The organism is Haloferax gibbonsii ATCC 33959 (genome assembly GCF_000336775.1).
GTDB classification, from domain to species: domain Archaea; phylum Halobacteriota; class Halobacteria; order Halobacteriales; family Haloferacaceae; genus Haloferax; species Haloferax gibbonsii.
Genome location: NZ_AOLJ01000027.1, coordinates 50,513 through 73,021, shown reverse-complemented (window position 1 = coordinate 73,021; position 22,509 = coordinate 50,513). Strand labels below are relative to the sequence as shown.

Sequence of the window (22,509 nt, the reverse complement as noted above, 5' to 3'; positions counted from 1 at the left end):
CACAATCCACTACTGTCGAACCGAGCAATATCGATTTGTACGGTGAGCACGTCCACCGGTACGTTGGAACCACGCTGGGGGAATAGGGGCGACCGTAAACAGGAATCAGCGTTCGACGAGAGAGACAATCAAACGACAATATGACCGACTCAGTACCAGAATCAACACGACAGACCCTCGACCGATTGTACGAAGACCCCGAAAACCGACTGACCTCGCTGTTCGAACTCACTCCTGACGACGAACGGGTAGACTCACAGCAGACCGTATTCAAGGCCCTCGCGAACGAACACCGGATTCGAATCCTCGAAGCACTGAGAGACGGCGAACTGTGCGCGTGTGAACTGCAAGTCGTCTTGGACGCGCCCCAGTCGACGGTCGCCAGCCACCTCCGAGAACTCAAAGACGCAGGGCTCGTCAAGACGCGACGGCAGGGAAAGTGGACGTACTACAGAATCGGCGACACCGCCGTATTTCAGTTGCTCGATGTGGCTCACGCGCTGGCGGAGAGTAGGTGAACCCTTACAAATGAGTCGATGATTGGTTGACTGCTTCTGCTCGAAATCCCGCTGACAGAACTGCCAAAGGCATTTGTTGTACTACTAGTTTCCCGGATATGCCGCTGATACCCGAACTACACACCCCACTGTTTCCGGAGAAACGAAGTCAGGATGCAAGTGACTTGCCATCAGGTTTGATTTAAGCTCGATATCGCCGTTGAGAAGGCACGTAACACTTCCATTCTCCGAGGTTGAGGTGAGGATTGGGTCAGTGAAATAACTGGCTCTACACATAAGCAAGGCGAGTGCCTCGGGGCTTGACCCCGAGGGTGAAGCCGACAACCCCCAACCTATCAATTTGAATGTATATCTTTACAACACCTGAGTGCATCAAATAGCGTATGGAGAAGTCGCTTACGAAGACACTTGTCTTCCAACTCCAACCCGACGATGAGCGACTTCTTTCCGAAGCGTACCACGAAGCAAGATGGGTGTACAATCAGACCACCAATTAGCGACAACCGGGATGGACTGGGACGACATCTCGCCACGTCTCGAAGACGGAGCCGACCTCGTGAAGAACACCACGCAACGAGTCGTCGCAAAGTCGTTAGATGCACTTCAGCAATCCTACGACCGAGACGGATACAACACACCCAGTCACGAGAAAACTGGCCCGTACCCGTTGCGAATGAACTTCACCGAAGGCTACAACCTCACGCTCGAAGACGACGGGATACACTATCGTATCAGTGCCAAACCGTACAATCCAGTCAAAGGCACGCTTCGTGGTTCACCTGACAACCCCGAACTCCTCGAACAGGCCCTCGAAAGCGATGAGTGGCGTGTCGGAACCGCCGAAGCAATGGTTCGCAACGGCAACCACGAACTGCACGTCAACATCACCCATCTCGAAGCCACCGTCAACGACAAACACGACGCCAAAACCGTTGTGGGCGTGGATATTAACGAGGACTGCGTGGCGCTTTCCGCCCTTCGTGAAGACGACGTTGTGGATTCAGTGGTCATCGACTACCCTGAAATCAAACAAGAGCGTCATCGGTACTTCACGATGCGGAAGCGGATGCAGAACGTAGGACAGACAGCGTTTGACCAAGTGTTCGAGAACAAAGAGGAGCGATACGTCCACGACCAACTCCACCAAGTCTCCCGGCGAATCGTGGAGTGGGTTCAGCAATTCGAGTCACCACTCGTTGTGTTTGAAGACCTCAAGCATATGCGAGATTCGATAGACTATGGCACTCGGATGAATCGTCGGTTGCACACGTTGCCGTTTCATAAACTTCGTTCGTTCGTCTCGTACAAAGCGGCGTTCGAGGGGATTCCGAGCGAGGAAATTGACCCTGTGTACACCAGTCAGACGTGTTCTTTTACTGGGTGTGAACATACGGCTCGGTCAAATCGGCGGAAGAAGCGATTCAAGTGCAAAGCGTGTGGTCGGCAAGACCACGCTGACCGGAACGCGGCAGTGAATATTGCGAAGAAGGGGTTGGAGTCGTTGAATCGAAATGTGCCTGCTCTCAAGACGTTACCGACTGTTCGGAAACTGCGACGGCAGGCATCGGGCTGTGTGAATCAGCCGACTGTGACCCACCCGACCGTTTGAGGCTATCAGGCCGATGGTCAAGTGGGAGTGTCCGACTAAACCACGGGAAGCCTCGGGGTCGTACGGAAGATCTTCGATCTTCCGTGATGACGAGAGACCTACGGTCTTTCGAACCACTTGACCCCGAGGCAGTTCACGATTTGATGTCGTTTTATGCCCAGATGGCGTGACCAAACACAACCTGGCAGCAGTATGTGACGCTCGAGAAAAGTTTCGACGACTACAGTCACACAATCGGTCGTCTCTACCTCCGCAGCGGCGGTCGAACGAACGATGGCTTAAATAGGGAACATGACCACCTCGGTTCGCTCACGGGCAGTTCGAGTGTGGCGAGACAGTAGAAACCTACCGAAATTATCAACCAATGAATGACTCGGGTGCATTCTCGTAGAGTTCCCACATGGTAACTGCCGCGTCTCGAACCTCGTTGGCTCGCGGATGGGATTTGGCAACGAGGTTGTCCCAAGTGAGCAATCCCGGAAACACGAGTGGCAGCGTATACGTTTTGATGCGGCTCCAATCAGGAGTGTCGCCAGTGAACTCCGTGGCAACGAGTTCGGTCGTGCCGGCCGTATATTGGTCGCCAGCGTAGTCGGGTTCGACACCAAGCCCAAGCTTGTAGGGATACCCGACCCAGTGCCAGCGTTGGCCGGCACCGTGGTGGATGGCTGGCGTCCACGTGTAGACCCCACTAGGCTCTAGTTGGGTTGTATCCAACGGGTGGGCCGTCTGCAGGTCGCGCCACATCTCGACCACCCATTCACCATCATCCCACACGCCGGTTGCCTTCCAGTCCGCCGCGCTCCCCTCGGGGTCGCAGAGCGGTCGGCGTGGAATCATCGCCCCTTCCCACTCCGCAACATCGGGGTCAAACGGGACCGCATCCTCAAGATCCAGCGCATACGTGCCATCCTGCTGGTCGGGAAAGTCCCCGTCGCGTATCTCGTGGTAGTCGAGCGCTCCGCCGTCAACCACCGTCGGATCCCACATGAGATCAGGTCCGTCTTCGGGGTCCCACTCTTGGGTAGTATACGTGTTTTGACCCTGATCGCTATGGCGGAAATCGAGAACGTGATGATCCGTACCGTACCCTTTCGGGTTACTCCGATGGGCCCGCCACATCGGAAGATCGAGGAACACTCCATCCCGCTTGAGCTTGTCAAGTTCCTGCTGTGGCTTGATTTTCCGCCAGTCGTTCTCCCACCACTCATCCTCACAGGCCTGAGGGATGTACTTCCGAATATCAGTCTTGTCGAGACCCGTGGCACCGAAGTGCTCGTGGGCCTGTACCTCGGCTTCCGGAACCTCGCTGGGCAGTGAACGCATTCCCCCATGGACGGTCAACCAGCCGCCGAACTCTTCGAATCCCTTGACTGAGCCGTCGTCGAGCAGAAAACTCACACGGTCCTCATAGAACCCGGTATGCTCCGGATTGTCGTCCGCTGTGACCCACGGTGAGGGATTGGCGAACTGTCGCCATTCTCCGTCGCGATACACGAGCATATCGTGTATCCATCCACCGGCATGAGGCTGATCCCAGCGGAATCGGAAGTGGATCCGGTCGGCGTTGAATGCGATTTGTGTATCGAGCTGCTTCAGTTTCTCCTTGGGGAGCCACGTGTCAGTCATCACGGACTGAGTATCGAGAACACACGCCAGCAGGCCCCGTTCTCTAATTGGTCGTTAGTCCTCAGGCACATACCGAAGGTGCACTCTCCTCAGGTAAATTAGTATGTATTATCCATGCATAAGAACCCATATACCCAGCGCTTGAACTGTGCGCACAATGAGCGGTGAATCCACTTCTAACACGATCAGAATCTCCCTCAAACTATGGTTATGGTGTAACGGTTCAGGTGGGGCAACGAGGGACGCCCACAACAACGATCAATGAGTCAAGAACAGATTTCCGCCGACGGCGAGGAAACGGGACCACTAGATACTTTCCGAAATTTTTTCGCTCTGGAACGAGACGTACTAGTCCTGTCGTTGGCGATGTTCGCGTTCAGCCTCGGCTTCCAGATGACCAACCGGTTCCTCCCCGAGTATATCGTCGCGCTCGGAGCGTCGGGGTTCGTGGTCGGGTTGTTCGGAACTGTCGGTAACATCATTTCAGCGGTGTTCCCGTATCCCGGTGGCGCTATCTCGGACCGCATCGGATCGCGGTATTCGCTGACGCTGTTCGGGTTAATTTCAACGCTCGGATTTGGGGTCTGGCTGGTCACACCGAATCTCGGTCTGATCACCGTTGCTGGTATTGCGATCCAGCCCTGGTTCTGGATCTTCGTCGGCCTGCTCCTCGCACAGGGGTGGAAATCGTTCGGTCTCGGCGCGACGTTCGCGGTCGTCAAGCAAGCAACAGACCCCTCACGATTAGCTGCCGGCTTCGCTAGCACCGAAACGTTCCGCCGGACAGCCTTCCTCATCGGCCCAGTACTCGCCGCTGTTTTAATCGGCCTTCATCCGGATTTCACCGTGAGCTTCCAGTATGTCCTCGCCGTAGCGGTGGTCTTCGGGGTTGTCGGGACGGTCGCCCAACATGTCCTGTATGATGCTAGTGAGGATTCTATCGGCGGCTCGTTCGAGGGCCTTGATCAAATCAGACGCGACCTACGGGAAATGCCCCGACCTCTTCGTCCACTCCTCGTGGGTGATACGCTCGTCCGATTCGCGAACGGGATGGTGTACGTCTTCTTCGTACTGGTAATCACGCAGTTCTATGAGGTTGGGTTCGAGACGACGGTCTCACTGGCCGGCGTCTCGTATGGCATCGACCTCTCGCCAGAGGCCTTCTTCGGCTACCTGCTCGGTGTTGAGATGTTGATTGCACTCCTTTCTATGGCACCAGCTGCGAAAGCCGCTGAGCGCGTCGGCCTCAAGCCAGTTGTCGCACTCGGATTTGCGGTCTACGCTCTCTTTCCTGTCGTGCTAATTAGTGGGCCGGAATTCCTCGCTTCCCTGATGCCGCTCTCGTGGGCGATGATCTTCATCTTCGCGTTCTCCGGTCTTCGGTTTGCCGGCTTACCCTCACATAAGGCATTGATTGTCGGCCCCGCTGAACACGGGGCCGGCGGGCGCGTTACTGGCACGTACTACCTTCTGCGGAACACGATCGTTATTCCGAGTGCCGTTCTTGGCGGCTATCTCTGGGAATTTGTCAGTCCGGAGATGGCGTTCACAATCGCAGCAGTGATTGGCGTCGTCGGGACTGGCTATTTCCTCGTCTTCGGCGAAGAATTCGAGGCCTACGTATGAACGAAACACAACCCATCCGTAATCGGAGCGACTTGTTCTCAAGAAGCAAGTTAGCTAGAGACCGTCAGATGTAGTCTCGAATGTCCAAATTCGTATCGTTTGCGATTGTCGTCGTCGCGTGTTCCTTCAACGCGGCAGGGTCTATCGTCTGCCACTGACCGTCATAGGTGGCGATTACGCCGGGTTTTTGATATTCATCTGGCACGACGCCAAGTGGGATATCGTGCGAAGCGTCGATGTAAAAATACTCTTGACCGCCAACGGTTAGGAATTGTTCCGTAGGCATGTGTATATTTGAGGGATCTAAGCCGATTCCGACGTGACCTGAGAAGAATATCAACACTGGTTCGTAATCGAAAGGTGGTGAACACAGAATCCCTGCCAGAACTGATGACAGATCCTCACAATCACCTCCGTTTTCCATGAGGGTCTCTGTGACGAACTTCGGATACTCCACCTCACCGGTCGCCGATTCGTCGGTGGCATACTCCATGTTTCGCACGAAACTCGTTGCGACCCGCAGACGTTCGATAGGCAATTCGATGTCGGCCGAGTCGAGGCGGTTGGATAGCTCGGAAGCCACTCGACGCGTCATCTTGCTCTCTAGGGCATCAACGTAACAACGAGGAATGCTCCGAGACCTACGGACGGCCGAGCGGTACTTCTGTTTCGCCAGCGAGAGATCGATTCGCCATCGACAACCGTCGTGAGACCATCGGTACGTCAACTGATACGCTCTTGGGCGCTCGATTCGCCTGAAGTTCCGTCCGTCTAATGTTGGCGGTCTGGGGCTACTGTGCTCAGACTGAGACCGGGTTCCGGTACCAGCCGTACAACCGGAGCTGAGTGCAATGCCGATCGAACCCAGTGTCGAAAGCACGCTGCGACGCGTGGGTTCGGGTATACTATTCTCCTGTTCTTTGCGGTCAGTTGGCGTCGATGTCACGTTGAGTATCTCAGTGCCGGGAGAGGCCGTATTCACAACTCGACGGTCGTTCAATATGCGGCAGGTCAACCCGCTACTGGCTGATTATCTTGGTCTGAGAAGATTCGTGCCGTGACAAAACGGCTGCTAATAGGTTCGTATAGGTCTGATATGTGCCACTGGCCGATATAGAGGAGTCAGTATGGCACTAGAACAGACGGTCATTGAATATGTGGCGACGAAAGCGATCATCGGGAGTGTAACAGACAACGAAGTCAGAACCGGTGTCACACCCGTCATCGTCATCAAGTTGAGCGAGTGGTATCCTCGCCCTGCAGGGCGAGCTTTCTCCTTGATTTCCGCAACAACGTGGTAGTGCCTTGTGTGCACACAACAATTTTGATTTTCCCGAACCTACGGATAGCCGATGCCCCCCAAGTTTGCACCGGTGCGTAGCACGGTCTCGCCTCCGACAGAGTGGTGTGTACGTTTCGATGGAGCAATTCGATGAGTTTTGACTGCATCCTCGTCCCAACGGATGGTGGAGACACGAATGAACCGGCAGAGACACGAGCGATCCAACTGGCAGCGGAACAGGGTGCATCCCTCGAAGTACTCCACGTCGTAGAGGCACTCTCGCTCCCGGTTGGTGACCACAGGGACGCGTTACTAGAAACGCTGGATTCCGAAGCCAATGCCATCGTCGACCGAGTAGTCGGACGTGCAGCGGATGCAGGTGTGGTGGATGCGACTGGGACCGTCACCCACGGAAGGGCCCCGTCTCGAATCGTCGAGATTGCAGCCAAGCGCGGCTGCGATGTCATCGTCATGGGTACCCACGGCCGAGCAGAAAACCAACCCTACATCCTGGGGAGTGTCACTGCCCGAGTGTTGCAACACTCACCGGTGGAAGTACTAGTGGTCCCGACACACACAGACCGCAAGTAATCAACACCGACGAGGGTTCCGTCCCACAGCTACAACCGTTAATACGGAGCCGCACGCCTGGACTCACTCTATTTTGAGCTCAGTCGACCCGCGGGTATCTTCTTCCCACTCGAGTTGAAGTTCCATCTCGATTTCTGTGTTGTGCTCCGATTTCGACGTCTCCTGCTCGACTTCGATCTCAAATTCGATCTGTTCAGGGGGTGTCAACGTCACCGACTGCTCACCGCTCGTAAGCGAGAACGACTCTCCAGATTCGAGTCGGTCTGCAATGGTCCGAAGATACTGGGCGACCGCAACACGCTCGATATCACTTTCGAACTCGAACACCGTTTCTTCTGACATACGTTTGATAAGCCGCACAGTCACTTCAGTTCATCGTACAGTACCAGAAGTTGATGGTGTCCCTACGGCAAACCGTCGTTCACAAAATTTGTCAATAGAGTAGTATTATGCTGGCAGACGCCTTTCTACACAGTATATGTCCTCGTTGTATCTCATCAAGTGTCAAGAATGTGGGTTTGAGAAAACCATGATTGGCGATGAGTTCGCCCAGTGGGCCGCAGACAGACATCAAGATGAGACAAATCATTTAGTGACGATCCGGAATGAATCGACGAACAGGACGATTTATTCATCTCCAAAGTAGCCAATGGGAAGATTAGTGATGTTCGCTAAAAGGTATACTCTTTTGGTCCAGTGAAGGTTCGCTCGCATGATTCGCAAATGTAGACACCATCCGTCTGCCGATTGCGTTTGAACGTCGTTTGGGAAGAACCACAGTATGGACAATTCACTAGCAACTGAACACTGCCTCTGTCAAGTGTAACGTTGTATGATAAATAAGGCTTCAGATGATGTGGGACACTCCCGTCACGAGGTCGTCATCATGGGGCCTGTTCTATTGACCTCTATCGCGAACTCACTCACTTCGAGAGGGTCAACCGGCGTGTTATGGGCATCTTCCATATGTTCCATTAACAGAACACCGACTTCTTCGGGAGATTCTCCTTCGATTGTCGCGCCACATCCGGAGAGGCAACTCGTTTTGAAGGGCATGAGTTAAAATACAGGGTCTACGTTGGCATATATTTTGATATATACTTCAGGGCCTTACTGACAGTCCTGCCCCCATCAACTCAGTTCAGCACTCGCATACGCCGTGTCGGATCAACAGGTGGGTTTGGTTCCCCAGCCAGTGCGATGGCGTCTATACTGGAAAATCCACCCGGTGAACGCGTTGAGTGGAATGAGTACCACGCCGACGAGCGGACTCCAACTAACGGCCACAGTTCGTGTGACACGAACAGACTCCGGTACATACGCTGAAATGAGGTGTAGGATGTAACCCCACTCGTCACCTGCGACGATACCGAGCAGTAGGGGAAAGAGGAGTACGTACACGCCGGCCAGTATTGGCACGAGCACGATTGTTCCGAGTGCCGTCACGATACCCGCTATTGCCCCCTGTTTCGGAGTTGAAGCAGGTGACATAATCCATCTCCATACAACCACTCCGACCACCAGCCCGGCGAGTAGCGCGAACTGTGGAGCGTACCCGAACCAGTACCGTGCGTCAAAGGACAGCCCAAGCGAGTTTGTTTTCAGAGTGGGGAGGTAGATGAGCGACGCAATCAGTGCTGTGACCGCGGCGACAACCCCCGCCCCGATTTCGCGGTGCGATACACCATCGATATTCTGACGCCACGAGCTCATACAGTTATACTCGACACACGACTACATAACAGAGCGCCACAGGCACGTGATTAATTACCGTCTATCTGTTGCACGGCGCTTCTGGCAGTGGTTAGGGAGATTTTTGCAGTCGTACTATCTACAGCACGCGAGTCGGTCACACAGAGAGATGAATGTGACCACAGTCTTTCGTTTGGCATGGACTATTTTCGTCACCGTAACACACATACAAAGGTCTAATTTTCAGAAAACCTGTTTCAAGCTATGGTAGACAGTGTGAAAATAGGATTTGTATGCGTTCAGAACGCAGGGCGGAGCCAGATGTCTGCGGCGTTCGCTGAACGCGAACGAGAAGAACGAGGAGTAGAAGACGAAGTCGAAATTCTGACCGGTGGAACATACCCCGCTGACGAAGTCCATCCCGAAGTCGTTGAGGCGATGCAAGAGGTTGGCATCGATATCGCAACCCGAGAACCACGAGAGGTTTCGACGCCTGAACTCAACGAGTCTGATGTTGTCGCGACAATGGGCTGTTCGACGCTAGAGTTAGATGCTGACGTCGAGGTTCGCGATTGGGCATTAGATGACCCGCACGGACAGGACATGGAGACTGTGAGAGCGATCCGTGACGAAATCGAAGGGCGAGTCTCAGACCTCTTTGACCAATATATTAGCGAAGAGTAAGCAATCTGGAATTCCGCGGACTGGGCCGAGGTGTTTTCATCTCCTTCCCTCGAAGTTGGAGACGATGGTCAACGGTTGGCGGCTCACCCGAAACCCGTCTATGCGGCGCGTCTACGACGTGCTGAAGGCGCGTGGGATTACGGCGACCCGGCTGTGCGAGTACCGAGCCGACTTGGGGCAGACGGACGCGACCAAGTCACCCTCGACTCCGTCCGGAACGTCTCTCGAGGTCCTCTCTGCGTCGGAGGCTACGTCACGCAGGCTTGATATCGACTTCTCCATCCCTGTCGACCTGCGCGATGGAGAGTGGCTTGTCATCGCGTGCGATGACGACCGGCCTGTCAGCCGCACGCTCGTCACCGATGCACCGAGGCCGTACGAAGGTGCGCTCGAACGGGAGGTCCCGGTCCCGGGCGCGTATCTCCGCAAGGTGTTCGTCGTTCCGGAACGACGTGGACAAGGTCTCGCCTCGGCGACCCTCCGAAGGGCGCTCGCACTCGCTCGTGACGAACTCGACGTCACCACGGGAACAGCACTCATCGCCGCCGATAACAAACCGTCACAGTGGCTGTTCGAACAGCGAGGCTTCGAGCGGGTGGCCGTCCACGAGTACGCCCGGTTGGGACCTTGAGGCGCTCAGAACCGAGTTCGACGAGCGCTTTGATCAAATCCAACAGCAACTGGAAGCCCTCTCGGAAGGGACACAAGAAACGAACGAATCGGTATCGGATGAGACCGAGGCAACGAAAGTAGCCGAGACCGCGGAAAAAACCGAGGAGGAACCTGAAGGAAGCCTCAACAGTATCAAAGGACTCGGCACGACCTACCAGCAACGGCTCAGTGACGCCGGAATCGAGAACGTGGGAGATCTCGCAGAATCATCACCCGAGGAGGTTGCCGATGCTGCAGACGCCCCTAAAAAACGGGCTACCGAGTGGATCGAACGGGCAAAGGAACTCCGTGAAGAACAGGAAGCGCAGGCCTGAGTCGAACTGACGCGGTCGACTCGATCTGGCGAATTTTTCGAAGCGGTGCCACGCACGGGGAGCACTGTCTGCGAGATGGCAAAATTAACTGAATTACTGTCGTGAGCGGTCAGTGAAGAATCGTCGTTGGACAGTTCCCCGCCAGGAGCGGGACGCGACACTCAAGTTCATCCATTCGTGCGATACAAACAGGTAATGTCTCGTGCTGGAAATCGGTAGTTGTTCGGCTCAGCTCGGGTCATAGGCACCAGCACCGTAGGTTCTGTCGTTCGAGAGCGAATCTCCCTGAATGTCTCTCGTATCCGAATTCATGCTTTTGCTCAGTTCGAACGAATAGCAAATCATGAACACGCTTCAAATACTCGTGATGGGCGACAACCACGGTGACGTGGAGTCACTCCAGAGAGTCGTGGAAGCGACAGAGGGGGACGAGTTCGATTTTATCATTCATACAGGCGATATCACCAACACGTCCAAATCAGGTTTCCAGACTGGCATCACGCAACTGCGGTCGCTGGAACCGCACTTTGAGGTACTGGCGGAGCGTGCCGAACTCATCTACATATACGGAAACCGCGATCGAGAGAGCCGAAGGGCAGCGGACCAGCGCCACATAACCGAAGCGTTCGAACTCGGTCCGGGGCACCGTCTCCGACACGGTGAGGCCATCGAGGTAGCGGGACAGCAGTTTACGGCTGACCCAGACACGGCAGGGCAGGATGACATTCTTGTGACACACATAGATTCCCAGCGCGATTTCTATCGGGGAGCTGCGAAAGCGTACTTCTGTGGACATTCTCACAGGGCTCGACAGTTCGGCCGCTCGCTGAACACGGGGTATCTGTGGAAAGAAGAGTACACTCATGGTTCGTATTTCGTGGTCGAAATAGGGGATTCTGGCCTCTCTGTCGACGTTCGCGGTCTCACCGAACCTTGGGAGGAGAAGGTGTGCCCTGATCACGGCTGGTATGGCACTCAGTTCGTCGCAACCGGATCTGGTTGTCGAATCTGCGAGGAGGGGCCAGAGAGACAGTTTCGGAAGATGGTAACGGAAGCCNATGGCACTCAGTTCGTCGCAACCGGATCTGGTTGTCGAATCTGCGAGGAGGGGCCAGAGAGACAGTTTCGGAAGATGGTAACGGAAGCCTTCGTCAAGGCTGTCGGGTCCCCGACGGAGAACCAAACGAGCACGGTCGAAGAGATCGTCGTGGAGGCGAGAACCTTGTTCGTGGACACCGAGCAGTACGAGAGTCAGGTCACTGACTACCTCGAAACGCTGCACGAAAAGGACACTCTCGCTCCGAAGGATCCGCTCCGTCCGACTGGAGACGGACGGTTGACGCTTCGGACCTCTACAGACAGGTCATGCTGATCTCCTCGACCCGGTCGAAGTGATGAACAGACTTGGTCGTTCGATAGAATTTGCAGCCCGTCGGTACACGTTCTCTCAGTATCAGGGTTCAGTCTCGAACGCACCGTTTGCTATCGGCTTTTGATTTCATCTCAAGGACGTTGTAACCGGCGCCGACAGTCGCGGCCACTGATTCGTATGACGGCAATGGATCGTGATAATCTATGACCCCGTCGTTATCGTGGAGATGAGCGACGACGATACGATGATCGAGCACTTCGACGAACGACTCCAGAGTAAATAGATAATTACCAAGCGTGAGAGCACGTGTCTCGCGTCAGCTTGCGTCGTTTCGGCTCGTCCATCCGCTCGACCGAACGCGGACAGGTGGTAACGAATTCACACATCGAGGAAGTACCCATTCAATTCCGAATAACCGCTGATATTCGAACTACACACGCCATCGCTTCCGGAGAAACGAAGTCAGAATGCAGATAACTCGCCATCAGATTTTATCTAAGCTCGAGATCGTCTTTGAGAAGGCCCGCACACATCCACTCTCCGAGGATGTGTCGACACACAGTTTCAGAGGATGGACTAGTTCCGTACCAATCATCTTGTAGCAGTAGAGTCAGAAGGAGAGTTTGAGAAGAGATGCCTTACTTTGAGGTACCTTCGAGGAGCTGTCGAGCGTACCGGTAGATCGGCGCACCGAGCCAATCACGTCCTTCTGCCATTGCCTCGAAGGTGACTCTTGCTTCCTCCTCGCTGAGGGCATCGCGCTTGACCAGCGCCCGGAGAACGATCGGAGATAGCGCAACTTCTGCACTCACTAGTTTTCGAAGTTCAGGAAGAGCTCTGTAGTCGTCGGTAATCAAGAACGCTGCATCCACCTCACGGACTGCAGCTACGCAGCTGGCTTCACCATCGTCGATTCGGCTCGTCACAAACTCACCACCAGCGACAGCAACAACGGTGAACTCGTCGGCCGTATCGAGGACGGCATTGGCGGCTTTGCCATGGCGGTCATCGTACTCAGCAGTTCTTTGGAGTTCCTCAAGAACTGCCTCTGTGGTTGCGACGTCAAACTCGGTGACGAAGACGTTGAGAACTTCGCCGACTGAAAGAGAGATGAATGCGCTCGTGTCTACAACGAGCATTTAGAGGTCTGCGAGTTTGTCTGCGAGTTCTTCACCACGATCAAGTACCTCTTTCGAAGCGCGGACGGCTTCGGCATCCTGTCGCCCGATAATCTCGGCCAGTTTCTCGAACTCGATGTGGTTATTCAGATACAGTTCGACAACAGCCTCACGGAAACTCTCATCAGACTCTTTCTCTTCGAGATACTGTCGGAGTGCTTCGATGAGAATCTCCGTTCGGTTTTTGTGAGTGACTTCGGCAGCGATGTCCGCGTGTGCTACTAACTCTTCGGGCAGTCGGAAGTTAACCCGTTTCGTGCTCATGTACATACAATGTATGTACGTATTCAAAACTTTGTCGGCCTGCTCGTCGCTTGGTTACCCTCGCAAAGCCCCCTCAGATATCGTCAGAAGATTTGGAGTCCAGTTCTATAAGGAGCGAAACAGAGTTGACAGTTCTCACCATGCCCGCTGCTATCCGAATAAGCGCTGGTGCTGCTGTCCAATACATTCAATACATCTTAGTACATCTAATATGCTATGCCCATCAGCGCGGATCGCTTCGAGACCATTGACGACGGCAATGAAAACCCAAAACCGGGGACGAACGCCTACAAGCTCCTCTCGTTCTTAGCTCAGAATGCTGACCAAGCGTTCACCCAAAGCGAGATCGCCGAGCGGACGTCCGTCAAGCCCGGCTCGGTTGGTCCGACTCTCGTCAGGCTCAGAGAACGAGGTCGTGTCGAGCACCGGGGGACATACTGGCGCGTGAGTGACCACGTCTTGAGCCTTGACGCTGCAGCTAACCATGCTGCTGCTACAGCAGCGAGCCGTGAAGAAGAACCATTCGACTACGACGAGTGGCAAGAACACGCCGTTGACCCACGACAACAGCGTGACTGACACCAACCGCTTCCAGAAGGGCGACGTATTCTGGGCACCGGATCCATTTCGACGCGGGTCAAATCCACGCCTCTGGGTCGTTCTTGCTGCAGACTCGCTCCCGTATCCTGGCGAGGAGTATCTGTGTGCAGCTCTCACAACCAGTAATCTCCCGCGAAACTTCGTAGTTGGAGATGATTGGGTAAGTGGCAAAGACCCGACCAAGACCTCGTATTGCTCTCCATGGGTCGTCACTACAATCAAACATGACGCCGTTGTCAATCCACAGGGACAAGTGACCGAGTCATTCGTCGACGAAATGATTGCAGAGTGCAAGCAGTATCTCGGCCCCCAGTAGTCTGCACACTCGAGTGCTTGTCTCACCACTACGATTCAAGTCCGCACACATTGTGCTTAGCGTCTGCTGGTTCGCTGCTCATGACCGACCACTAGCACCTTTAGTGAAAATTCTAGTGTGTCGTCACATACAGAGAAACAATCGAGTTGGTGCTCAACACACCCCATCGTTTCCGGAGAAAACACGGATATTCAACCGAGGAGTCCAAACGACTCGAACTTCTCGCTCAGATACGCGTGATCTTTGCTCTCAGCGTTGAGGTTCACCCATCTGCATCACACAACGTCTGGTAATGCGTTCGAACCGTTTTGACTGAGGTGTCACTCACGGCCGCAACACGCGACTGTGTGAGCGGCCAGTCCCGCTCAGCTGCAGCCGTATACACACACGCCGCAGCGACTGCATGCGGATTCGCGCCCCGATGAGCCCACTCGTCGCTTGACGCCTCGGCTAACGGCCGTGCTCGTCGCCGAATCAGGTCCGTCACATCAAGCGCATCCGCCACTCGCGGAACGAACTCAACCGATGTAACTGGCTTCGCAGACAGCCCGAGTTCTGTATTGAGTGCATTGTACGCCGACCGGACGCGCGATTCAGCCACCCGTGCGAGTGGGACAAGTTCAGCGAGCGTTCGCGAGAGTCCTGCACATCGACAGGCGGCGTGGACGCTCGCAGCTGCGACTGCTTCGATCGACCGCCCCGGCAACAGATCCGCCTGCTGAGCAGACCGGAAGCACCGACAGGCTTGGTCACGCAGGCTGTCGGGAAGGTCGAGTGCGCCGGCAAGCCGCCGGACTTCGTCCAAGCCGTGAGCCAACCGGCGCTCGCGACTCGACTGATACCGACTCCGACTGTGCTGAGTGCGGAGTCGGGAGAGTTGCTGTCGTCGCTCACCCGGGATCGGAGTCCCATTCGCATCGACGTGTCGGCCGATTTCAGTAGCGAGGCCGTGATCGTGTCGCGTCGGCGTTCGCGGCGCCCCGACCCGCTTGCGCTCGTCACGTTCGAACGACCGCCACTCCGGGCCGTGGTCGATGCCGTGGTCGTCGATGATGAGCCCACAGGACTCACACCGTCGCTCGCCAGCGTCCGTAATGACTTGACCGCCACACTCCGGACAGGAGGCGTTTCCACAGGATCTCCCGCACGATTCGTCGAACTGTCGCTCGTAGACATCTCGTGTTGCCATCTCGAACACCGTGGGACGCATCTCGCTGCGCCCCGCCCCCTTCAAGGGCCCAAAAACATCGTCGCCGTCTCGAATAGGCTGGCTTCGGCTGGAGGGGCGATTAATGACTGAATCACAACACCAAACATGCTCACAGGTGGATTGCCGTTGCAGGCTCGTCGTGTCACACAAGACGCGCCCTGTTCTGCAACGGGTGCGGAATCGCGTACCAAGCCATCTGCATCCACCCCTTGATAACTCCCTCGTGGGCCTCGTACCCACCGAGTTTCGTACACCCGACAGTCGTATCAGTAGATCTCTGCAGGCCACAGTCCGTGGGTTGTGTTAGCAGGAATTTCTCACCAAGCGAACAGTTTACCTGACCAACAAATAATTGTCTTGTATGAGTAGCTCACCGTGGACTGCGAACTTTGCGACTGAAAAAAGCAAATGTGCAGCCGACATCCAACGCCTCCTTGAGAAGTACCCGCAGCCGGTCGTCTACGAAGTCATGAGTGAACTGCTCCGACGAGAGATGCGCGAGCAGTTTGCTGGTGCGTACGCTGCGTCCCAGCAGTCCGACGACTGATGGGTGATTGGTGACGTACGAAACCCCACACGACTACTCAGACAGCTTACGCCGCCCAGCGTCGACACAGTTCCAACAGGGAAGAGCTTCAGACAGCTGTTCACACTCGCAAGGCAGGTCTGGTGTGTCGTCATCGCCGCGTGATGTTGACCCACCATCTGCGACGACACGCATCTGGACGGCGAGTTCGAGTATTCGTGGGCGAATCGCGACTGCAACCCGATGTTTACACGGACCGTTACTACTTGCGTCAGCCGGACATGAACACGAGTCGGGCACACCATCCCGAATTCGAACGCGGTACTCGTGCGCGGTTGGGTCAGCATAGCTCTCGTTGCGTACACGGACATCGCCATCAAGGAGTTCGAACGCNCTCGTGCGCGGTTGGGTCAGCATAGCTCTCGTTGCGTACACGGACATCGCCATCAAGGAGTTCGAACGCGAACGCCTCGTACTGCGCTCGCTTGAGGACACGCGTAGGTGGATCGAACTTTGGTAGTACAGGAATCATGGTAGCCAGCGCGCAATGCGCGCACCCCTTCGGGCGCATGAAAAACTACACTGCCGAACGGAGTGACAGGTGACACAGAATCAGGTCGGATTCTTTTTGCTGCCCTGTCTTGATTGTCCTGCAGTCAATACAGGTGAGCTACTTGCTGTGAGGCATCGAAATGTCTCTGATATCTGTCACAACCTGCGTGGCCGATACAGAGAGTGAATGCAGCAATAGCCGCTCAGTTGTTCATCCGCAATCGTACAGCAGCTGATCGGGCCGATCAGCCCAAGATGCCGATACACTCGGCCGACTCGGTCAGTCTGTCAGTACTCGGTATCGTCGACGAACTCGTCAAACAAGTCTTGGACTCGTGTCTCGACCTCATCGCGAATCTCCCGGACACGTTCGATGTCTTGGCCGTGGGGGTCATCGAGGTTCCAATCACGAATCTCGACTCGTTCTGCGTCGAGTTCGAGCGTCGAACACCCCATCGTCGCAACGACGTCGCACGACTCCAGGGTTTCCGTCGATACCTCTCGTGGCGTCCGGTTGGACACGTCGATGCCGACCTCATCCATGACGGCAACGACTTCGTCGTGGACGCTGTCGGCGGGATGCGTACCCCCGGTAACGACCGCAACGTGATCGCCGAGAGTTCGTTCGTCGCGTTCGCGCTCGGCGAACGCTGCGGACATCTGACTCCGCCCCGCGTTCTGTACGCACACGAACCCGAGCTTTCTCGTGGGTTCTTCCATACCACTCTGACTTTCCATGGCTTACTTGACCGTTTGTATGTCGGCTTCCATAGACAATAGTCCACTCAATAGCTGATCGAGGCTCGACAGTGAGCGGTTCACAGTTGTCGGGAACCGTCGAGTGCGACGAGTGCCGCAGTGGCACGAGGAGTTGGACGATATTTCCGCCACTTGCCGTCCTTCCGTCGAGTGACGAGCCCGGCGTCGGTGAGCTTAGAGAGTGCGTGGCTGATGGCGCTGTCGCTGACGTCGAGGAGTGGGCTGAACTCGCAGACACAGAGTTCGTCATCGGCGACGTGGAGGATGCGGACGATTTTGTATCGGGTTTCGTTTGCGAGCGCTCCGAGCAGGTTGAGATCGTCGTCGAGCTCCGGGCCACCTGCGGCGACGTGCAGTTCCTCGAGTTCCGCGAGGCGTTCGTTGACCGCTTCGTCGCCACACCCGCCGCGTTCGTCGGCGAGATATCGCTGGAGCCGATCGGTGGAAGACATCGATTTGAATTGAGTGGATACTTGATTAAGACTTCTGGGTGCGCTGTGGATGAATACCGATTCAACTGTGTCGAAATACTTGAGCAATATCAAATACGTACTAACGCCACAATCATTCGAAATATGCTCGTGCATCTCGTATAGAACCGTGTATTGTGGCGATTTCGCTCACTCGTATGACTTGGCTGAAAGCCGAAGCTTTATCCAAATGTTTGAGTAACGGTTCAGATGAACAGGGCGGTTGTGATGCTGGTGAGCGCCACTCACCGGGCAGCCGTTCCAGACGACAATTGAAACACAACTCAATCCAACTCATGACTGAACTCACACTGTACGAAGAAGCGATGTGTTGCTCCACGGGCGTCTGTGGCCCGGACCCCGACGACGAACTCGTCGAAGTCAGCGCGGCCCTCGACCAGCTCGAGACCGAGATTGACGACCTCGATATCTCCCGAGCGAATATGCAACACGACATCGACCAGTTCCTCGAGACGCAGCGTATCTACGACCTCGTCGAAGAACACGGCCCGTCGATTCTCCCGATCACGATCGTCGACGACGAGATCGTCGCCAAATCCGAGTACCTCCCCTACAACGCCCTCAAAGCCGCGGTTACCGACCGTGAGTCCGCGCCGGAGGCCTGACTGATGAGCCAAAGCGATACTGCCGCACGTGCCGTCGTCGAGCCGACGAGCGAAGAGACCGAGTTCGTCTTCTTCAGCGGGAAAGGCGGCGTCGGCAAGAGCACTGTCAGCTGCGCGACCGCGACGTGGCTCGCCGACAACGACTACGAGACACTGCTCGTGACGACCGACCCTGCGCCGAACCTCTCCGACATCTTCAATCAGGACATCGGCCACGAGGTCACCGGCATCGACGATGTCCCGAACCTCTCGGCCATCGAAATCGACCCCGACGTCGCTGCCGAAGAGTACCGTCAGGAGACCATCGAACCGATGCGGGCACTCCTCGACGACGAGGAGATCGAGACTGTCGAAGAGCAGCTCAACAGTCCGTGCGTCGAGGAGATCGCGGCGTTCGACAACTTCGTCGACTTCATGGACAGCCCCGAGTACGACGTCGTCGTCTTCGATACCGCACCCACCGGACACACCATTCGGTTGATGGAACTGCCGTCCGACTGGAACGCGGAACTCGAGAAGGGCGGTTCGACGTGCATTGGACCCGCCGCGTCGATGGACGACAAGAAAGCGGACTACGAGCGGGCCATCGACACGCTCTCTGATGAGTCCCGGACGTCGTTCGCGTTCGTCGGGAAACCTGAGTCGTCGTCGATCGACGAGATAGAGCGGAGTGCGAGCGACCTCGCTGAACTCGGCATCGAATCGCAACTCCTCGTCGTCAACGGCTACCTGCCGGAGTCGGTGTGCGACGACCCGTTCTTCGAGGGAAAGCGCGCGGACGAACAGGCCGTCATCGACCGCGTGGAGTCGACATTCGAGCACCAGGCGCTCGCGACGTACCCACTCCAGCCCGGAGAAATCGCGGGTCTCGAACTGCTCTCGGACGTCGGTGGCGTCCTCTACGACGGTGACGAGGCGACCGTCGATGTCGACGCGGCGACGCGACGCGCGAGTGACGACGAAGCTGTCGACTTCGACTCGCTCACCGCCCCGGACGCGGTCGCCGAGGAACTCGCTCCCGTCGAAGACACACGGTACCTGTTCTTTACTGGCAAAGGTGGTGTCGGGAAGAGCACGATTGCGTCAACGACCGCGGTCTCGCTCGCGGAAGCGGGCTACGAGACGCTCGTCGTAACCACGGACCCGGCCGCGCACCTCGCGGACATCTTCGAGCAACCTGTCAGCCACGAACCGACGTCCGTCGGGCAGGCGAACCTCGATGCGGCCCGCATCGACCAGGAGCGCGCGCTCGAGGAGTACCGGACGCAAGTCCTCGATCACGTTCGTGAGATGTACGCCGAGAAAGACGACACGCAGATCGACGTGGAGGCGGCCATCGCGAACGTCGAGGAGGAACTGGAATCGCCGTGTGCTGAGGAGATGGCAGCCCTCGAGAAGTTCGTGAGCTACTTCGAGGAGGACGGCTACGACGTCGTCGTGTTCGACACGGCCCCGACCGGGCACACGTTGCGGTTGCTGGAGTTACCGTCGGACTGGAAGGGGTTCATGGACCTCGGGTCGCTCACGAAGGGTGCTGCACCCGCCAACGGTGGGAAGTACGACGAGGTCATCGAGACGATGCAGGACCCCAGTCGGAGTTCCTTCGCGTTCGTGATGTACCCCGAGTTCACCCCGATGATGGAGGCGTACCGTGCCGCGATGGACCTCAAGGACCAGGTCGGGATCGAGACGTCGCTCGTGGTGGCGAACTACCTGCTCCCCGAGGACGACGGCGACAACGCGTTCTTCGAGAACCGACGCGCACAGCAAGCGGAGTACCTCACGGAGATTAAAGAGCGGTTCGACGTACCGATGATGCTCGCACCGTTGCGTCAGGAGGAACCCGTCGGCCTCGACGACCTCCGCGAGTTCGGTGCGGAGGTCACGGGATTGGCTGGCATGCTCGAGGATGACCGCGAGGAGGNGCGTCAGGAGGAACCCGTCGGCCTCGACGACCTCCGCGAGTTCGGTGCGGAGGTCACGGGATTGGCTGGCATGCTCGAGGATGACCGCGAGGAGGTGACGGTATCGTGAGCGACCCCTTGGTCGAGACGGCGGACGTCGAGACGGAACTCGAAGCGTTCGTCGACGAACTCCTCACGTGTGAACGTTATCAGGAGTTGGTCGAAGCACGGGAGGCACTCGAAGCTGACGCCGAGGCTCAGGAACTATTGGATGCGTACCGGGAGACCGAGCGCGAACTCCAAAACGGCGAGTTCGACACGTCGCTCATGAGCGAACTCCGGAGCATCCAGAAGGACCTCTCGGAACTCGAGTCTGTCAGGCGACACCGCGAGGCTCGCGAGGCGTTCGAGAGCTTACTCGCCGAGACGGACGAGATCGTAAGCGAACGCATCGGGCAGGCGTTCGCGCAGTCGATTGGAGGTGGGTGCTGTTGAGCGACGCTGACGACGTGCTGACCGCGGCGGAATCCCTCGGTGCGGCGCTCGCCGACGCGAAAACGGAATGCAGTCGAGAGGACTTCGAAGCCCTCCTCGACGACTGTACGGAAACAATCACTGCGGCGACCGGCGTCGACTACGGCGACGCCTGCGACGCGGGCAGCGACTGCTGTTAGAACACGCATTCGCAGTCCGAACTCGGGTTCTTCGCCGCGAGACGGGCCCCGGGTTCGGAACTCTTCGGTTCGCTGGAACCCGTTGGACAGTACTCAACGTTCTCTCGGAGCGTCTCTGCGTGGAGCAGACGAGGAACTCGCCAGAGAAACATATTAGTAGTTCCTTGTATAAGCTATTGCTAATATGGTTCAGGATACTGTCGCCGACGGGGCCACAGGCGACGCCGATGCCTGCTGTACTCCACTTGGGGACGTCGATGCGGACGCGATGGCGATTGACCTCCAAGTTCTCTCCGCTATGGGGAATGACACGCGCTACGAGCTCCTCCGACGCATCGCGAACGCCGACGACGGCGTCTGCGTCTGCGATCTCGAAGCGGCGGTTGGCGTCAGCCAGAGCGCTGTCAGCCAGGCGCTCTCCCGGCTGTACGCTGCCGGTCTGGTCACGCGCCGAAAAGAAGGCTCCTGGCGGTACTACGAGCCGACCGAGACCACCGTGGCGCTGCTCGAAACGCTCGACGACCTGCGAGGCACCCATGAGTGACGACACCCAGACTGGCACGACAGCCGACGACCGCGATCCAGAGGCGACTCGCCAGTTGGTACGGGAACGCTACGCCGGAATCGCATCGAGCGACCAAGGCTGTTGTAGCGACGTCGGCCTCGATGTCGCGGGCGATAGTGGTTGCTGTGACGACGACAGTCAGTCCGAGAGCGAACGTCTCGGGTACGACGCCGATGACATCGCGTCGGTCGCCGACGGTGCGGACCTCGGCCTCGGTTGTGGGAACCCGAAGGCGTTCGCCGCGATGACACCCGGCGAAACCGTCCTCGACCTCGGCTCCGGCGCGGGGTTCGACTGCTTCCTCGCCGCTCAGGAGGTCGGCGCGGACGGCCACGTCATCGGTGTCGACATGACTCCGGAGATGATCTCGAAGGCCCGCGAGAACGTCGCAAAGAACGACTCTCGGAACGTCGAGTTCCGTCTCGGTGAGATTACTCACCTCCCGGTCGCCGACGAGACCGTCGACGTCGTCATTTCGAACTGCGTCGTCAACCTCGAACCCGAGAAACAACGTGTCTTCGACGACGCGTATCGCGTCCTCAAGCCCGGCGGCCGCGTCGCCATCTCCGACGTTGTCCAGACCGCACCGTTCCCCGACGACGTTGCAATGGACCCCGACTCGCTTACGGGGTGTGTCGCCGGGGCCTCGACCATCGGAAAGCTCGAGAAGATGCTTGACCGCGCTGGCTTCGAGGCGGTCGAGATTGCACCCAAGGACGAGAGTACTGAGTTCATCAGCGACTGGGAGGCCGACCGCGACCTCGGCGAGTACCTCGTGTCGGCCACCATCGAAGCCCGGAAACCGACCTTCGACGACTGACCGGGGCGGCCGCACGTCACTAGTCGCCACATTGGAGCGAAGTGGCCTGTTGTTGC

The 22,509-nt window shown here is 56.8% G+C and carries 25 protein-coding genes and 4 pseudogenes; 17 read left to right on the top strand and 12 right to left on the bottom strand.

Going from position 1 to position 22,509, the window contains the following annotated elements; genetic code table 11:
- The first annotated feature begins 140 nt into the window (after positions 1–140).
- Both C454_RS17915 and C454_RS17910 read left to right on the top strand, forming a co-directional pair.
- Positions 141–518 carry an ArsR/SmtB family transcription factor gene (locus C454_RS17915; RefSeq protein ID WP_049905271.1) on the top strand — a complete coding sequence of 126 codons (378 nt, stop codon included), beginning with the start codon at positions 141–143 and terminating at the stop codon, positions 516–518.
- Positions 519–901: 383 nt separating this feature from the next.
- A pseudogene (locus C454_RS17910) lies at positions 902–2,127 on the top strand (RNA-guided endonuclease TnpB family protein).
- Positions 2,128–2,484: 357 nt separating this feature from the next.
- On the opposite strand, the gene C454_RS17905 reads toward C454_RS17910, so the two are convergent.
- Positions 2,485–3,756, bottom strand: coding sequence for an ethylbenzene dehydrogenase-related protein (locus tag C454_RS17905; protein ID WP_004977767.1), 1,272 nt, complete (start codon positions 3,754–3,756; stop codon positions 2,485–2,487).
- A 261-nt stretch (positions 3,757–4,017) separates the two neighbouring features.
- Between C454_RS17905 and C454_RS17900 the strand changes: the two genes are divergently transcribed.
- A complete protein-coding gene (locus tag C454_RS17900; RefSeq protein ID WP_004977766.1) occupies positions 4,018–5,382 on the top strand; it encodes an MFS transporter in 1,365 nt (454 codons plus the stop codon).
- 64 nt (positions 5,383–5,446) lie between these two features.
- Here the strand turns inward: C454_RS17900 and C454_RS17895 are convergent, their stop codons facing one another.
- Positions 5,447–5,875 (bottom strand): hypothetical protein, encoded by a 429-nt coding sequence (locus C454_RS17895; RefSeq protein WP_152421555.1) that lies wholly within the window; start codon positions 5,873–5,875, stop codon positions 5,447–5,449.
- Positions 5,876–6,814: 939 nt separating this feature from the next.
- On the opposite strand from C454_RS17895, the gene C454_RS20055 reads away from it, so the two are divergent.
- Positions 6,815–7,255 carry a universal stress protein gene (locus C454_RS20055; protein ID WP_004977764.1) on the top strand — a complete coding sequence of 147 codons (441 nt, stop codon included), beginning with the start codon at positions 6,815–6,817 and terminating at the stop codon, positions 7,253–7,255.
- 63 nt (positions 7,256–7,318) lie between these two features.
- Here C454_RS20055 and C454_RS17890 read toward each other — a convergent pair whose 3' ends face one another.
- The 3 genes from C454_RS17890 to C454_RS17885 form a co-directional block, all read right to left on the bottom strand.
- Positions 7,319–7,597 (bottom strand): amphi-Trp domain-containing protein, encoded by a 279-nt coding sequence (locus C454_RS17890; protein ID WP_004977760.1) that lies wholly within the window; start codon positions 7,595–7,597, stop codon positions 7,319–7,321.
- Between the two features lie 528 nt (positions 7,598–8,125).
- Positions 8,126–8,311, bottom strand: coding sequence for a DUF1059 domain-containing protein (locus C454_RS20050; RefSeq protein ID WP_081605255.1), 186 nt, complete (start codon positions 8,309–8,311; stop codon positions 8,126–8,128).
- Positions 8,312–8,422: 111 nt separating this feature from the next.
- Entirely contained in the window at positions 8,423–8,968 is a 546-nt protein-coding gene (locus C454_RS17885; protein WP_049905269.1) for a hypothetical protein, read from the bottom strand.
- A 243-nt stretch (positions 8,969–9,211) separates the two neighbouring features.
- On the opposite strand from C454_RS17885, the gene C454_RS17880 reads away from it, so the two are divergent.
- The 4 genes from C454_RS17880 (at position 9,212) to C454_RS17870 (ending at position 11,989) form a co-directional block, all read left to right on the top strand.
- Positions 9,212–9,631, top strand: a complete 420-nt coding sequence (locus tag C454_RS17880) for an arsenate-mycothiol transferase ArsC (protein ID WP_049905268.1) — start codon at positions 9,212–9,214, stop codon at positions 9,629–9,631.
- A 64-nt stretch (positions 9,632–9,695) separates the two neighbouring features.
- A complete protein-coding gene (locus tag C454_RS21075; protein WP_049905267.1) occupies positions 9,696–10,262 on the top strand; it encodes a GNAT family N-acetyltransferase in 567 nt (188 codons plus the stop codon).
- Positions 10,180–10,617 carry a helix-hairpin-helix domain-containing protein gene (locus tag C454_RS21290; RefSeq protein WP_394324758.1) on the top strand — a complete coding sequence of 146 codons (438 nt, stop codon included), beginning with the start codon at positions 10,180–10,182 and terminating at the stop codon, positions 10,615–10,617. Before C454_RS21075 ends, C454_RS21290 begins: the two co-directional genes overlap by 83 nt.
- Before the next feature lie 343 nt (positions 10,618–10,960).
- Positions 10,961–11,989, top strand: coding sequence for a metallophosphoesterase family protein (locus tag C454_RS17870; protein ID WP_004977753.1), 1,029 nt, complete (start codon positions 10,961–10,963; stop codon positions 11,987–11,989).
- 88 nt (positions 11,990–12,077) lie between these two features.
- On the opposite strand, the pseudogene C454_RS21285 reads toward C454_RS17870, so the two are convergent.
- From C454_RS21285 to C454_RS17860, 3 genes and pseudogenes are all read right to left on the bottom strand, one after another.
- Positions 12,078–12,233, bottom strand: a pseudogene (locus C454_RS21285) (sugar phosphate isomerase/epimerase family protein); the annotation flags it as partial.
- Between the two features lie 394 nt (positions 12,234–12,627).
- On the bottom strand, positions 12,628–13,128 hold the full coding sequence (locus tag C454_RS17865; protein ID WP_004968173.1) for a PIN domain-containing protein: 501 nt from the start codon (positions 13,126–13,128) through the stop codon (positions 12,628–12,630).
- Positions 13,129–13,437: a ribbon-helix-helix protein, CopG family gene (locus C454_RS17860; protein WP_004062141.1), complete on the bottom strand. Its 309-nt coding sequence runs from the start codon at positions 13,435–13,437 to the stop codon at positions 13,129–13,131.
- 210 nt (positions 13,438–13,647) lie between these two features.
- Here C454_RS17860 and C454_RS17855 point away from each other — a divergent pair, with 210 nt between their 5' ends.
- A complete protein-coding gene (locus tag C454_RS17855) occupies positions 13,648–14,010 on the top strand; it encodes a helix-turn-helix domain-containing protein (protein ID WP_004968172.1) in 363 nt (120 codons plus the stop codon).
- Complete coding sequence (locus tag C454_RS21280) at positions 14,003–14,347, top strand: hypothetical protein (RefSeq protein WP_004977746.1); 345 nt, start codon at positions 14,003–14,005, stop codon at positions 14,345–14,347. The genes C454_RS17855 and C454_RS21280 overlap by 8 nt, the downstream gene beginning before the upstream one ends.
- Before the next feature lie 262 nt (positions 14,348–14,609).
- On the opposite strand, the gene C454_RS20035 is transcribed toward C454_RS21280, so the two are convergent.
- Entirely contained in the window at positions 14,610–15,536 is a 927-nt protein-coding gene (locus C454_RS20035; RefSeq protein ID WP_004977744.1) for a transcription initiation factor IIB, read from the bottom strand.
- A gap of 382 nt (positions 15,537–15,918) precedes the next feature.
- Between C454_RS20035 and C454_RS17850 the strand changes: the two genes are divergently transcribed.
- The gene (locus C454_RS17850) at positions 15,919–16,104 is read left to right on the top strand and encodes a hypothetical protein (RefSeq protein ID WP_004977741.1); all 186 of its coding nucleotides are present in this window, start codon (positions 15,919–15,921) and stop codon (positions 16,102–16,104) included.
- A gap of 33 nt (positions 16,105–16,137) precedes the next feature.
- Here the strand turns inward: C454_RS17850 and C454_RS20030 are convergent.
- The 3 genes and pseudogenes from C454_RS20030 to C454_RS17840 all read right to left on the bottom strand — a co-directional run bounded on the left by C454_RS20030 (position 16,138) and on the right by C454_RS17840 (position 17,846).
- Positions 16,138–16,615, bottom strand: a pseudogene (locus C454_RS20030) (SWIM zinc finger family protein).
- 308 nt (positions 16,616–16,923) lie between these two features.
- Positions 16,924–17,355 (bottom strand): low molecular weight phosphatase family protein, encoded by a 432-nt coding sequence (locus C454_RS17845; RefSeq protein WP_049905266.1) that lies wholly within the window; start codon positions 17,353–17,355, stop codon positions 16,924–16,926.
- Between the two features lie 98 nt (positions 17,356–17,453).
- The gene (locus C454_RS17840; RefSeq protein WP_004062153.1) at positions 17,454–17,846 is read right to left on the bottom strand and encodes an ArsR/SmtB family transcription factor; all 393 of its coding nucleotides are present in this window, start codon (positions 17,844–17,846) and stop codon (positions 17,454–17,456) included.
- Positions 17,847–18,160: 314 nt separating this feature from the next.
- Between C454_RS17840 and arsD the strand changes: the two genes are divergently transcribed.
- From arsD to C454_RS17810, 6 genes and pseudogenes are all read left to right on the top strand, one after another.
- Positions 18,161–18,490 (top strand): arsenite efflux transporter metallochaperone ArsD, encoded by a 330-nt coding sequence (arsD, locus tag C454_RS17835; protein ID WP_049905265.1) that lies wholly within the window; start codon positions 18,161–18,163, stop codon positions 18,488–18,490.
- Positions 18,491–18,493: 3 nt separating this feature from the next.
- Positions 18,494–20,413: pseudogene (arsA, locus tag C454_RS17830) on the top strand (arsenical pump-driving ATPase); the annotation flags it as partial.
- 107 nt (positions 20,414–20,520) lie between these two features.
- Complete coding sequence (hcsL, locus tag C454_RS17825; RefSeq protein WP_049905264.1) at positions 20,521–20,889, top strand: halo-CC-star protein HcsL; 369 nt, start codon at positions 20,521–20,523, stop codon at positions 20,887–20,889.
- Positions 20,880–21,068, top strand: coding sequence for a halo-CC-star protein HcsS (gene hcsS, locus C454_RS17820; RefSeq protein WP_004977722.1), 189 nt, complete (start codon positions 20,880–20,882; stop codon positions 21,066–21,068). The genes hcsL and hcsS overlap by 10 nt, the downstream gene beginning before the upstream one ends.
- A gap of 184 nt (positions 21,069–21,252) precedes the next feature.
- Entirely contained in the window at positions 21,253–21,612 is a 360-nt protein-coding gene (locus tag C454_RS17815; protein ID WP_004977720.1) for an ArsR/SmtB family transcription factor, read from the top strand.
- Positions 21,605–22,453, top strand: coding sequence for an arsenite methyltransferase (locus C454_RS17810; protein ID WP_004977717.1), 849 nt, complete (start codon positions 21,605–21,607; stop codon positions 22,451–22,453). The genes C454_RS17815 and C454_RS17810 overlap by 8 nt, the downstream gene beginning before the upstream one ends.
- Positions 22,454–22,509 lie beyond the last annotated feature (56 nt).